The sequence below is a fragment of the Sphingomonas sp. M1A8_2b genome (assembly GCF_053345535.1).
This window is the reverse complement of the sequence record NZ_JBKFAH010000001.1, coordinates 1448199-1461092: the sequence shown is the minus strand read 5'-3', so window position 1 is coordinate 1461092 and position 12894 is coordinate 1448199. Positions and strand designations below refer to the sequence as shown.

10 protein-coding genes are annotated in these 12894 nt (G+C 63.2%); 4 read left to right on the top strand and 6 right to left on the bottom strand.

Annotated elements, in window-relative coordinates; genetic code table 11:
• Window positions 1-558 precede the first annotated feature (558 nt).
• The 5 genes from ACLBWL_RS06790 to carA all read right to left on the bottom strand — a co-directional run bounded on the left by ACLBWL_RS06790 (window position 559) and on the right by carA (window position 6821).
• Window positions 559-1209: a rhomboid family intramembrane serine protease gene (locus tag ACLBWL_RS06790; RefSeq protein WP_447791352.1), complete on the bottom strand. Its 651-nt coding sequence runs from the start codon at window positions 1207-1209 to the stop codon at window positions 559-561.
• Window positions 1210-1214: 5 nt separating this feature from the next.
• Complete coding sequence (greA, locus tag ACLBWL_RS06785; RefSeq protein ID WP_056052861.1) at window positions 1215-1691, bottom strand: transcription elongation factor GreA; 477 nt, start codon at window positions 1689-1691, stop codon at window positions 1215-1217.
• A gap of 75 nt (window positions 1692-1766) precedes the next feature.
• Window positions 1767-5099, bottom strand: a complete 3333-nt coding sequence (gene carB / locus ACLBWL_RS06780) for a carbamoyl-phosphate synthase large subunit (protein ID WP_447791350.1) — start codon at window positions 5097-5099, stop codon at window positions 1767-1769.
• Window position 5100: 1 nt separating this feature from the next.
• Window positions 5101-5457 (bottom strand): hypothetical protein, encoded by a 357-nt coding sequence (locus tag ACLBWL_RS06775; protein WP_447791348.1) that lies wholly within the window; start codon window positions 5455-5457, stop codon window positions 5101-5103.
• A 62-nt stretch (window positions 5458-5519) separates the two neighbouring features.
• Window positions 5520-6821, bottom strand: coding sequence for a glutamine-hydrolyzing carbamoyl-phosphate synthase small subunit (gene carA, locus ACLBWL_RS06770; RefSeq protein WP_447791346.1), 1302 nt, complete (start codon window positions 6819-6821; stop codon window positions 5520-5522).
• 140 nt (window positions 6822-6961) lie between these two features.
• Between carA and ACLBWL_RS06765 the strand changes: the two genes are divergently transcribed.
• From ACLBWL_RS06765 to rpoD, 4 genes are all read left to right on the top strand, one after another.
• A complete protein-coding gene (locus ACLBWL_RS06765) occupies window positions 6962-7414 on the top strand; it encodes a GatB/YqeY domain-containing protein (protein WP_107952276.1) in 453 nt (150 codons plus the stop codon).
• A 65-nt stretch (window positions 7415-7479) separates the two neighbouring features.
• Window positions 7480-7965 (top strand): endonuclease domain-containing protein, encoded by a 486-nt coding sequence (locus ACLBWL_RS06760; protein ID WP_447791343.1) that lies wholly within the window; start codon window positions 7480-7482, stop codon window positions 7963-7965.
• Window positions 7956-9818 carry a DNA primase gene (gene dnaG, locus ACLBWL_RS06755; RefSeq protein ID WP_447791341.1) on the top strand — a complete coding sequence of 621 codons (1863 nt, stop codon included), beginning with the start codon at window positions 7956-7958 and terminating at the stop codon, window positions 9816-9818. Before ACLBWL_RS06760 ends, dnaG begins: the two co-directional genes overlap by 10 nt.
• Window positions 9818-11845 carry an RNA polymerase sigma factor RpoD gene (rpoD, locus tag ACLBWL_RS06750; protein ID WP_056051057.1) on the top strand — a complete coding sequence of 676 codons (2028 nt, stop codon included), beginning with the start codon at window positions 9818-9820 and terminating at the stop codon, window positions 11843-11845. Before dnaG ends, rpoD begins: the two co-directional genes overlap by 1 nt.
• Window positions 11846-11903: 58 nt before the next feature.
• Here rpoD and ACLBWL_RS06745 read toward each other — a convergent pair whose 3' ends face one another.
• A complete protein-coding gene (locus ACLBWL_RS06745) occupies window positions 11904-12776 on the bottom strand; it encodes a S1 family peptidase (protein WP_447791339.1) in 873 nt (290 codons plus the stop codon).
• Window positions 12777-12894 lie beyond the last annotated feature (118 nt).

Here is a 12894-nt window from a genome sequence, read left to right as displayed (position 1 = left end):
GAACTGATATCAGCGGCATAGTCTATGGATCCCCGCCTGCGTGGGAATAACGGCACTGAGCGACAGCACATCCGCCTTCCTCGACTTAAGCTTGTGCTCAAGAACTAGCGAAACTGGCATAGTGCAAAACAACTTGCCTTCACCCTTCCCACGGCAAAGCAGCCGCGGGCCCCTTCCCTCTTTTGTCGGGAGAGGGAGAGACGCGAAAGGCGGCGATAGGTGAGGGCGCGCCGAGCAGCGCTCCCGCTCGGCACCCGTTGCGTCGGCTCGTTGACTGACGCATTCCGCTCACACGCTGCCCCCGCCCAAATAGGTAAAGATACGCCGGCACAGCCGACGATGTCGCACAAGCGCGACCGTCCCCCACCCGTTCGTGCTGAGTGGAGACCGAGTAGCTCCGCAAGGAGCGTATCGAGGGCTCGTATCGAAGCATAAGGTCCCGCGCGCGCCAACTTGTCCTTCGATACGCCGCTTCGACAAGCTCAGCAGCCACTCAGGACGAACGGTGTGGGTGTGGCTCGCGCAGGGCGGAACGAGCGCTGGTCAGGGACAGGGTGCTTAAGCCGCCCGGTAGTGCCAGAGCAACAACGGCCGGGCCAGCACCAGCCCCGCCAAGAACCCACCGATGTGCGCGCCAATCGCAATCGGCCCACTGGCCCCGACCGAAGCCCCGAACCCCGCGAGCCCCATCAGCAACTGGATTCCGATCCACGCTGCAGCCAGCCAGACCACATGCACGACACCAGCGGGCACCGGCCCGATCGCCTGCGCCCGCCGCTCGCCATATAACAGCGCATACGCCCCAACGACCGCCGAAATTGCGCCCGAAGCGCCAATCATCGGCGCAGTCGACTCAGGCCCGAACGCCCAATGCCCCGCCGCCGCGGCATACGCGCCGACCACGTACAGAATGACCATTGCGAGCGGACCGAGCGCGCGCTCGACGAATTGCCCGCAGTAGGCCAGCATCACGAGGTTCAGCGCGATATGCGCCCAGCCGCCATGGATCAACGTCGCCGTCAGCGGCGTCGCCCAAGACGGCACAACAAACATATGGTCGCTCGGGATGCCGAGGTCGGTCATCCGCAACGGAATGAACCCGGCGTTCACCGCCCAATACCCAAGCGATCCGCTCAGCACCAGGAATCCCGAGACGATGACCGTCACGATCGTGATGATCGCCGTCGCCCGCGTCTCGAAGAATTGCATAAGGCTCAGATGAACTCGATCTTGGAGACGACGTAATAGCGCTCGCCGGCCGGCACCGTGACCTCGACCTCTTCGTCGAGCTTGCGCCCGATCAGCCCGCGACCCAGCGGCGAATTATACGAGATCCGCCCCGTTTTCGCATTAGCCTCGGTCTGGCCGACGATCTGATACTTCACCGGCTTGTCGTTCTCGTCGAGCAACGTCACCGTCGCGCCGAACACGACCTTGTCGCCCGACAGGTCCTTCGGATCGATGATCTGCGCCCGCGACAGCTTGTCCTCGATGTCCGAAATCGATGCCTCGACCTGGCCCTGGCGCTCCTTCGCGGCATGATATTCCGCATTCTCGCTCAGGTCGCCGTGCGCGCGCGCCTCTTCGATCGCGTCGACGATCGTCGGACGTTCGGCTTTCAGGCGCTTCAGATCCGCGCTCAGCGTCTCATAGCCTTCCTGCAGCATCGGCATCTTTTCGACGGTCGCCATCATCTCGTCCCCAAATCCATTTCCCCGCGCGAGGCCCTGTACCAGCCCCGCCCACACATCATTCTCATGTCGGGATCAGTCGTGCGACTGCGAATAATAGGATTGCAGGGGCCGTACTTCAAGGCTGTGCGTCGAAAGCTTGGCGATCGCCTTCGCCGCCTCGAGCGAAGCGGGCGCAGTCGTGAAGTACGGAATGCGTTGTCCCAGCGCCGACGCGCGGATCGGCTGCGAGTCCTTCAGGCTCTGCCACCCCTCGGTGGTGTTGAAGATCAGCGCGATATCGCCGTCCTTGATCCGGTCGACGATATGCGGCCGGCCTTGGGCGACCTTGTTGACCTTCTCGACCGGCAAGCCGGTAAGTGCGAGGTGATCCGCGGTCCCTCCGGTCGCGACGATCGAGAAGCCGGTGTCGACCAACGCCTTCACCGCCTCGACGATCATCGCCTTGTCGCCGTCCTTCACGCTGACGAAGACATTGCCCTTGGTCGGCAGGATAGTCCCCGCGCCAAGCTGCGCCTTGGCGAATGCGATCGTGAAATCGGGATCGATTCCCATGACTTCGCCGGTGGACTTCATTTCCGGTGACAGCACCGGATCGACGCCGGGGAACTTATTGAAGGGGAACACCGCCTCCTTCACCGCATAATAGTCGATATGCCGGTCGATCTTGGGCAGATTGACCAGCTTCTCGCCCGCCATCACGCGCGCCGCGATCTTGGCGATCGGCGCACCGATCGCCTTGGCGACGAACGGCACGGTGCGCGATGCGCGCGGGTTGACCTCGATGAGGTAGACCAGGCCATCCTTCACCGCGAACTGGATGTTCATCAGGCCGACCACCGACAAGGCATGCGCGAGCGCCACCGTCTGCCGCTCGATCTCGGCAATGATCTCCGCCGACAGCGAGTAAGGCGGGATCGAGCACGCAGAGTCGCCCGAATGGACGCCCGCCTCCTCGATATGCTGCAAGACGCCCGCGACCACGACATCGGTGCCGTCGCAGATCGCGTCGACATCGACCTCGATCGCATCGCGCAGATACTGGTCGATCAGCACGGGGGAGTCGCCCGACACCTGCACCGCGGTCGCGATGTAATGCTCGAGCTGCCCGATCGTATCGACGATCTCCATCGCCCGCCCGCCCAGCACATAAGACGGCCGCATCAGCACCGGATAACCAATCCGCTCCGCCGCCGCGACCGCCTCGTCCCGGCTCCGCGCGAGGCCATTGGCCGGCTGCAACAGCCCGAGCTTGGTGATCAGTGCCGCGAACCGCTCGCGGTCCTCCGCCAGGTCGATCGCATCCGGCGTCGTCCCCAGGATCGGAATGCCCGCAGCCTCCAGCGCGCGCGCAAGGTTCAGCGGAGTCTGCCCGCCGAACTGCACGATCACGCCCACCAGCGTGCCGTTCTGCTGCTCGACATGCAGGATCTCCAGCACGTCCTCGGCGGTCAGCGGCTCGAAATACAGCCGGTCCGACGTGTCGTAATCGGTCGACACCGTCTCCGGGTTGCAGTTGACCATGATCGTCTCATAGCCCGCATCCGCCAGTGCGAAGCACGCATGGCAGCAGCAATAATCGAACTCGATCCCCTGCCCGATCCGGTTCGGCCCGCCACCGAGAATGACGATCTTATTCCGATCCGTAGGCTCGGACTCGTTCTCGGGCTCGCCAAAGCTCGGCGCCTCGTAGGTCGAGTACATATACGGCGTCTTCGCATCGAATTCGGCCGCGCACGTATCGATCCGCTTGAACACCGGCCGCACGCCGAGCTTCAGGCGATGCTGGCGCACCTCCTCCTCGGTCACGCCGCCGGTCATCGCCTTGACGACCTCATGAATCAGCCCCGAGCCACGCGCGATCCCGCGGTTCATGCCGCGCAGATTGGCCGATTGCAGCGCCAGCCACGCGAGCCGCTTGTCGCTGAACCCCATGCTCTTGAGCCGTCGCATACCGGGCGCGTCGATCGGCAGGCCGTCCTTCATCACCTCAGCCTCGGCCGCAATGATCTCGGCGATCCGCTCCAGGAACCACGGATCATATTTGGCGGTCGCGTGCACCTCGGCCACCGTGAAGCCCTCGCGCAAAGCCTGCGCCGCGACCAGCAACCGGTCCGGCGTCGCGACGGCCAGCGCCGCCTCGATTTCGGCACGCGGCGCACCGACAAGATGATCGACCTGGTTGAACCCCGACAACCCCGTCTCCAGCCCGCGCAACGCCTTCTGCATCGATTCGTGGATGTTGCGACCGATCGCCATCACCTCGCCGACCGACTTCATCGCGGTGCCGAGCGTGTTCGACGCGCCCTTGAACTTCTCGAACGCGAACCGCGGGATCTTCGTCACGACGTAATCGATCGTCGGTTCGAACGCGGCAGGCGTGGCCCCCGTGATATCGTTCTCGATCTCGTCGAGCGTGTAACCGACCGCCAGCTTGGCTGCGACCTTCGCGATCGGGAAGCCGGTCGCCTTCGACGCCAGCGCTGACGAGCGCGAAACACGCGGGTTCATCTCGATGACGACCAGCCGGCCATCCTTCGGATTGACTGCGAACTGGACGTTCGAACCGCCTGTTTCGACACCGATTTCGCGCAACACCGCGATCGATGCGTTGCGCATGATCTGGTATTCCTTGTCGGTCAGCGTCAGCGCCGGCGCGACCGTAATCGAGTCGCCGGTGTGGACGCCCATCGGATCGACGTTCTCGATCGAGCAGATGATGATCGCGTTGTCGTTGCGGTCGCGCACCACCTCCATCTCGTATTCTTTCCAGCCGAGCAGCGATTCCTCGATCAGCACCTCGGTGGTCGGCGACAGATCGAGCCCGTTGCGGACGATCGCGATGAACTCCTCGCGGTTGTACGCGATGCCGCCGCCCGAGCCGCCCATCGTGAAGCTCGGCCGAATGATCGACGGAAGCCCCGTCTTCTCAAGGCCTTCGAGTGCTTCCTCGACAGTATGGGCTATCGCCGAGCGCGCGCTTTCCAGCCCGATCCGGTCCATCGCGTCGCGGAACTTCAGCCGGTCCTCCGCCATGTCGATCGCATCGGCATCCGCCCCGATCATCGTCACGCCGAACTTCTCCAGCGTACCGTCATGGAACAGCGCGAGCGCGGTATTCAGCGCGGTCTGCCCGCCCATCGTCGGCAGGATCGCGTCCGGGCGCTCCTTCTCGATGATCTTGGCGACGATCGCGGGCGTGATCGGCTCGACATAGGTCGCGTCGGCCAGCTCGGGATCGGTCATGATCGTGGCGGGATTCGAATTGACGAGGACGATACGATAGCCCTCCTCCTTCAACGCCTTGATCGCCTGCGTGCCCGAATAATCGAACTCGCACGCCTGGCCGATGACGATAGGTCCTGCGCCGATGACGAGGATCGAGGAGATGTCGGTGCGTTTTGGCATGTTATACCTTCTGTCGCTTAAAGCCGCGGAACACCCAGTTCAGCGCACAGCCAAAAGCTAATATTCCCAGACAGAAAAGAACGCCCGCAACGGTAGCGGTACGAGCACTTTTCCACGAACGGCATGCAATCACATTCGCCGGCTCAAGCATTGGCTCGCTGCCGAGAATGTCAAAGCGATCAAAGAAATTCGGTATTTCCAACGTCACGACTTTTTCAGTTCCGCTAATGCACGGTCGCGCAGGATCGGGACCGGCGATAGAAATTCCGCTGCGCGAAAATTGCTGAATGTCGGTCGGCGTCGGGGCGGGCCATCCAGGAACATAATGGGTATCCGTCCCAAATGTGATTTGCGCCACGACCGCGATAGCAACAGCGATGCACGTTATGCACCATAGCCGTAGCCAACCGTTCAGCCGCCTCATCCCAGCATTCCAACAAACCGCTCGAACAAATAGAGACTATCCTGCGGCCCCGGGCTCGCCTCAGGGTGATACTGCACGCTGAACGCGTTCCGATCGGTCAGTTCCAGCCCCGCATTCGACCCGTCGAACAGCGATACATGCGTCTCGCGGACGTTCGCTGGCAGGCTGTCGCGCTCGACCGCGAAGCCGTGGTTCATGCTGGTGATCTCGACCGCGCCGTCGGACAGGCGCTTGACCGGATGGTTGGCGCCGCGGTGGCCCTGGAACATCTTGGTCGTGGTCGCGCCGACCGCGAGGCCGAGCAACTGGTGGCCGAGGCAGATGCCGAACAGCGGCTTGCCCGTCTCCAGCAGCTGGCGGATCACCGGCACCGCGTATTCGGCGGTCGCGGCGGGGTCGCCGGGGCCGTTCGACAGGAAGATGCCGTCGGGGGCGAGCGCCATCACGTCGTCGAAGCTGGCGGTGGCGCTGACGACGGAAACTTTCGCGCCGGCCTCGACAAGGTTGCGGAAGATGTTTCGCTTCGAGCCGTAGTCGATCGCGACGACATGGGGGCGGGCCTTCTGCTCCCCTTCCGCGGAGCGGGAGGGGTTGGGGGAGGGCATGGCCTCAGGCTGGGTCGGCGCTGATTGGTCAGCCCCTCCCCCGACCCCTCCCGCAAGCGGGAGGGGAGCAGAAGCGCCCTTTCCTGCTTGCGAGCTGTCCCCGTAGCCAAACCCCAGCTTCCAGACACCGCCGGGCGCATCCTCACCCCAGCCATAATGCATCTCGGTCGACACGTCCTTGGCGAGGTCCATGCCCTCAAGCCCCGGCCAGGCGCGCGCCATCGCCAGCAACGCCGCCACGTCGAACTCGCCGCTAGCCGAATGCGCGATCACGCCATTAGGCGCACCCGCCACCCGGATCCGCCGCGTCAGCGCACGCGTGTCGACGCCCGACAGCCCGATCCGCGCATGCCGCTTCATCCAGCCATCCAGCCCCTCGACCGCGCGGAAGCTCGACGGCTGCGTCACGTCCTCGCGGACGATGATGCCGAGCGCGTGCGGGTCGTCCGCCTCGACGTCGTCGGGGTTCGCGCCGACGTTGCCGATGTGCGGGAAGGTGAAGCAGATCATCTGCCCGGCGAACGACGGGTCGGTCAGCACCTCCTGATAGCCGGTCATCGCGGTGTGGAAACACACTTCGCCGACCGCACTGCCCTCTGCGCCGAACCCGCGACCCCAGATCACGTCGCCATTGGCGAGGACGAGGACGCCCGTAGCTCCAGCAGGCATGGCAATAGGATTGGTGTCGGCCATCAGGCTGGGCACTCTCTTTACGTTGACGATGTCGCTAAGTGGTGTCCGCTAAGGCCGGCGTGCCGCAGCGTCAATCTGTTAAACGGACGGCGGACGCGCTATCCCGTCGGGCTATCCCGAACCGCCTGAAAGACCAGTACATGATTCGCGACGACATCAAGGCTGCGCAGCTGACCGCCATGAAGGCCGGCGACAAGCAGAGCCGCAACGCTATCTCGTTGATCCAGGCCGCGATCAAGAACCGCGACATTGAGGCGCGCACCGGCAAGGCCCCCGAGAGCGACGACGCACTGGTGGTCGAAGTGCTCCAGAAGATGGTCAAGCAGCGCCGCGAGTCGATCGAGATGTTCTCGAAAGGCGGCCGCCAGGAGCTCGCCGATGCGGAGACCGCCGAGGTCGCAGTGATCGAACGCTTCCTCCCCCAGCAGATGAGCGAGGCGGAAACATCGGCGGCGATCGAGGCGATCAAGGCGGAACTCGGCGCGACCGGCATGAAGGACATGGGCCGCGTGATGGCCGAACTGAAGGCACGCCACGCCAGCGAGCTGGACATGAGCAAGGCCAGCGGCCTGGTAAAGGCGGCGCTGTCGTAAATTCTGCTCCCCTCCCGCTCGCGGGAGGGGTCGGGGGAGGGCGGCGCCACACAGGAGACGGAGCATTGGAACAACGCACCCGCATCCGAGACCTCCGCGCCAACCCGACGCGGGCCGAAAGCGCGCTATGGCAGCACCTCGACGCGCGTCGGACTTCGGGCGTGCGGTTCAACCGTCAGGTCCCGATCGGTCCGTTCATTTGCGACTTCGTTTCCCGCGCTACGAAGCTCGTGGTCGAGGTCGACGGCGGACAGCACGACTGGCAATCCGACGATGACGGTAGGCGGACGCGCTTTATCGAACAGCAAGGCTACCGAATGATCCGGTTCTGGAACAACGACGTGTTGGAGCGGATGGAGGGCGTGGTGGCCGAGATCGGGCGCGTGCTTGCGGAACGCCCCTCCCCTAACCCCTCCCGCAAGCGGGAGGGGGACACCGTTGCGCTCGCCGCAAACGCGACCTCGCTTCTACTCCCCTCCCGCCTGCGGGAGGGGTCGGGGGAGGGCAGTGCCGCAAACACCCCCCCCACCAAAGTCACCCCATGGCCCTAACCCCACAATTCCTCGACGAACTCCGCGCCCGCACCTCGCTCTCGGCGCTCGTCGGCAAGACCACCAAGCTCACCAAGGCCGGTCGCGAGCACAAGGGCTGCTGCCCGTTCCACAACGAGAAGACCCCCTCCTTCTACGTCAACGACGACAAGGGCTTCTACCACTGTTTCGGCTGCTCCGCCCACGGCGACGCGATCAAGTGGATGACCGACCAGCGCGGCCTCCCCTTCATGGACGCGGTCAAGGAGCTCGCCCAGGCCGCCGGGATGGACATGCCGGCGATGGACCGCCAGTCCGCCGCCAAGGCCGAACGCGCCAAGGGCCTGCACGAGGTCATGTCCGACGCCGCCGACTGGTTCACCGAGCAACTCAACGGCCTCCCCGGCACCGACGCGCGCGCGCTGCTCGACCGCCGCGGGATCAGGCCCGAGACCGCGCGCGCGTTCGGCATGGGGTTCGCCCCCGACAGCCGCGGCAAGCTCAAGACCGCGCTGAAGGATTACGGCGACCCGATGCTGGTCGAGTCCGGCATGCTCATCAATGTCGAGGGCAAGGACCCGTACGACCGGTTCCGCGGCCGCCTTATGATCCCGATCCGAGACCCCCGCGGGCGGACGATCGCGTTCGGCGGGCGCGTGCTCGACGGTGGCGAGCCCAAATACCTCAACTCCCCCGACACGCCGCTCTTCGACAAGGGCCGCACGCTCTACAACCTCGACAAAGCCGCCCCCGCCTCGCGCAAATCGGGCCGCGTGCTGGTGGTCGAGGGCTATATGGACGTCATCGCACTCGCGCAGGCCGGCTTCGGCGAAGCGGTCGCCCCGCTCGGCACCGCGCTCACCGAAGCGCAGCTCGAACGACTGTGGCGGATGGTCGATGTCCCCCTGCTCTGCTTCGACGGCGACGGCGCAGGACAGAAGGCGTCGCTCCGAGCCGCCCATCGCGCGCTCCCGCTACTCGCCCCCGGCCGCAGCCTCGCCTTCGTCACGCTCCCGCAAGGCCAAGACCCCGACGACCTCGTCCGCTCAGGCGGCCCCGGCGCGTTCGAGGCGTTGCTCAAGACCCCCGAACAGCTCGTCGACCGGCTCTGGGCATCCGAAGTCGCCGCCGAGGCGCTCGACACCCCCGAACAGCGCGCCGGCCTCAAGCGCCGCCTCCACGAACTTGCGGAAGGCATCGCCGACCCCTCTGTGAAGCAGCAATATCACGCCGAGTTCAAGAACCGCTTCTACGAGCATTTCAAACCCGTCCGCGCGCCCTTCGTGCCGCGCGGCGAGCGTCCCAAAGGCGGCTGGAAGCCCCCCGCCGCCCCCGTCACCGAAGACGCGAAGGCCTTCCTCGCCACCGGGATCGACCGCGTCTTGGCCAAGGCCGTCCTCGCCGGCCTGATCCGCCACCCGGTCGAGATCGCGCGCCACATGGAGGTGCTCGGCTCGCTCCAAATGATCGACGGCGCGCTCGGCCGATTGTTCGAAGCGGTCGTAGATGTTGCACTTGAGGACCAGAAGCTTGATAGCGGGCGCTTGCTCACCATATTGGCGAGGTCCGGTTTCAATTCAGTCGCGAGTGACCTGTTGAGAGCCGATACGATGCCCTATTCGTTCACGCAGACCACGGCCGATCCAGCCCGCGTCCGTGCCGACCTCGACGAGGCGATCGCGATCATGGTCGCCCGCCCTGAGGTAGACGCGGCACTCAAGCAGGCGACCGCGGCGATGCAGACGCACTTCACCGAAGATGCGTTCGAACGACAAGTGGCTATGGTAAGAGAGAAACAGGCGTTGGAAGTCCGACTTGCAAATCTTGTACAGTCGAACGAAGACGCCCGAGCGTTGGGTACCGAGGGCGATTGATGGCTAAGGCGAACATGGCGGAACCCGCCGAGACGAACGAAACCGGCGATGCGCCGCTGATCGACATGAACGATGCGTCGATCAAGAAGGTCATCGCGCGCGCGAAGAAGCGCGGCTACATCACCTATGAGCAGCTCAACGAAGCGCTGCCGCAGGGCGAGATGTCGTCCGACCAGATCGAGGACATCAGCGCCGCGCTGAGCGAGATGGGCATCAACATCGTCGAGAACGACGAAGCCGGCGAGGACGGCGAGACCGAGCCCGCCAAGGACGACGAGGACGAGCCGGAGGCCGCCGACGCGGATGCCGACACAGGCCCCGCGATCGAGAAGAAGAAAGAGACGATCGATCGTACCGACGATCCGGTCCGCATGTACCTGCGCGAGATGGGCGCGGTCGAGCTGCTCAGCCGCGAGGGCGAGATCGCGATCGCCAAGCGCATCGAGGCGGGTCGCGACACGATGATCCTCGGCCTGTGCGAATCGCCGATCACCTTCAACGCGATCATCGACTGGTCGACCGCGCTGAACGAGGGCACGATGCAGCTGCGCGAGATCATGGATCTCGACGCGATGCTGTCGAAGGACCCCGCCCCGGAAGCGATGGCCGAGGACGGCGAAGCCGACGACGGCGAGATCAGCGAGAAGAACGCCGGCCCCTCGTTCAAGGAAGAGGCCGAGCCCGAAGAGCCGTCCGCCGACGAGGACGAGGACGGCGAGCGCCGGGCTCCGCGCGCATCGGACGACGAGGAGGAGGACAACACCCTCAGCCTCGCGCAGATGGAAGAACAGCTCAAGCCGATCGCGCTCGAGCGGTTCGCCAGCATCACCGCGCTCTACAAGAAGTTCAGCAAGATCCAGCAGTCGCGCGTCGACGCGATGGGCATCGGCGGCGATTTCTCCGCGGCCGACGAGCGCAAATACCAGAAGCTGCGCGAGGAACTCACCGCCGAGGTCGAGAGCGTCCAGTTCCACAACGCCAAGATCGAATATCTGGTCGATCAGCTCTATGCCTATAACCGTCGCCTGACCGCGCTGGGCGGCCAGATGCTGCGCCTCGCCGAGCGCCACAAGGTGCCGCGCAAGGACTTCCTCGATCGCTATATCGGTCACGAGATCGACGAGAACTGGCTGACGACGGTCAACAAGGTCGACAAGAAGTGGACCGCGTTCGTCGCCAACGAGGGCGAGGCGGTCGAGCGCATCCGCGCGGAAATCGCCGACATCACGCAGCAGACCGGCATGGCGCTCACCGAGTTCCGCCGGATCGTCAACATGGTCCAGAAGGGCGAGCGCGAGGCGCGCATCGCCAAGAAGGAAATGGTCGAGGCGAACCTGCGGCTGGTGATCTCGATCGCCAAGAAATACACCAACCGCGGCCTGCAGTTCCTGGATCTCATCCAGGAGGGCAATATCGGCCTGATGAAGGCGGTCGATAAGTTCGAGTATCGCCGCGGCTACAAGTTCAGCACCTATGCGACCTGGTGGATCCGTCAGGCGATCACCCGCTCGATCGCGGACCAGGCGCGGACCATCCGCATCCCGGTCCACATGATCGAGACGATCAACAAGCTGGTCCGCACCAGCCGCCAGTTCCTCCACGAGCAGGGCCGCGAACCGACCCCGGAGGAGATGGCCGAGCGCCTCTCCATGCCGCTGGAGAAGGTGCGCAAGGTGATGAAGATCGCCAAGGAGCCGATCAGCCTCGAAACGCCGATCGGCGATGAGGAGGATTCGCACCTCGGCGACTTCATCGAGGACAAGAACGCGATCATCCCTGTGGACGCCGCGATCCAGGCGAACTTGAAGGAGACGGTCACGCGGGTGCTGGCGTCGCTCACCCCGCGCGAAGAGCGCGTGCTGCGCATGCGCTTCGGCATCGGCATGAACACCGATCACACGCTCGAGGAAGTCGGCCAGCAGTTCTCGGTGACCCGCGAGCGCATCCGCCAGATCGAGGCGAAGGCGCTGCGGAAGCTGAAGCATCCGTCGCGTAGCCGGAAGATGCGGAGCTTCCTCGACCAGTAAGGTTGCAGATTGCGTAGCGACGGAAAAGGGCCGCAGTGGAAACACCGCGGCCCTTTTCTTAAAGGCTGGGGCTGCCGGGTAAACCTGACGCAGCCTCTGATTGGGACTTAATTATTTTACGAACCAGATTCTCAATCTCGATCATTTCACTTGACCGAATAGCATTGCCCAAGTGCATCATAGTATTTGTGACAACCTGCGGGGCCTGCCCCAATACGATATTACCTTGGTTCGTTATAAGTGGGCCCGCATACAATATGCCGAGGAAGAATACCCTTCCCGAACCCATCATAAAACTTCCGGTGGCTTTGTCTCGGTAACCAGTTTGGTTAACAAGAAGTATGGGTGATCCTGATGATCCAGGAAAACACGCCATATCGACCATGAACTCTGGTTTTCCAAGATATTTCTGGGCCAGCGGTGTTGCAGTAATACCCTGTCGAATTATTGGATTGTAATTTACGGTATCGTATATGCCGTTAGGACAGCCAATCATGATGACTTCTTCGAGCGCATCAAACTCGGACCATTTATCACCCTGAGGAATGATATCTAAACTCAATGGGATGAATAAAAGTGGCTTTCCGGCGGCCTCAGCTTGATTAAGGATATCGCTGAAAGGCACAGCGCACAGGTCTATATTAGGGTCAGGATGCTCGATGGTACTGCCGGCGGGAATGTTAAGAATGACCTGCTTGACGATACCAGACGATTTCAGCTCCGACCCGCCAACTCTCTCGTGACACCAGATACTCGCCACTCCTCCTTGGGAGAGGACATGCTTGTTTGTCACCAGCAACGGAACATTCTGACCGCCACCGAAATCTACCGCGTAGAAAAATCCCGTGCCCGTACTAGTGCTTTGTCCTCGCTGCACGGTTATTTTTACGGTTGAGTAGAGCAGTTTTTCAAATACGGTCAACTCTGGCATTTGCAACTCCCTCTATGATCGGATATACCAGCTATATAATATATTATTGCTATCGTATTCCGTTCTTATCCGCCTACCCCAACGACACCTAGCACTATAAGACTAATAAAATATCTAA

What these genes read in the sequence shown, in the direction of transcription:
- ACLBWL_RS06790 (WP_447791352.1), bottom strand. Translation starts at nt 1,209, where the DNA reads ATGCAATTCTTCGAGACGCGGGCGACGGCGATCATCACGATCGTGACG.
- greA (WP_056052861.1), bottom strand. Translation starts at nt 1,691, where the DNA reads ATGGCGACCGTCGAAAAGATGCCGATGCTGCAGGAAGGCTATGAGACG.
- carB (WP_447791350.1), bottom strand. Translation starts at nt 5,099, where the DNA reads ATGCCAAAACGCACCGACATCTCCTCGATCCTCGTCATCGGCGCAGGA.
- carA (WP_447791346.1), bottom strand. Translation starts at nt 6,821, where the DNA reads ATGGCCGACACCAATCCTATTGCCATGCCTGCTGGAGCTACGGGCGTC.
- ACLBWL_RS06765 (WP_107952276.1), top strand. Translation starts at nt 6,962, where the DNA reads ATGATTCGCGACGACATCAAGGCTGCGCAGCTGACCGCCATGAAGGCC.
- dnaG (WP_447791341.1), top strand. Translation starts at nt 7,956, where the DNA reads ATGGCCCTAACCCCACAATTCCTCGACGAACTCCGCGCCCGCACCTCG.
- rpoD (WP_056051057.1), top strand. Translation starts at nt 9,818, where the DNA reads ATGGCTAAGGCGAACATGGCGGAACCCGCCGAGACGAACGAAACCGGC.
- ACLBWL_RS06745 (WP_447791339.1), bottom strand. Translation starts at nt 12,776, where the DNA reads ATGCCAGAGTTGACCGTATTTGAAAAACTGCTCTACTCAACCGTAAAA.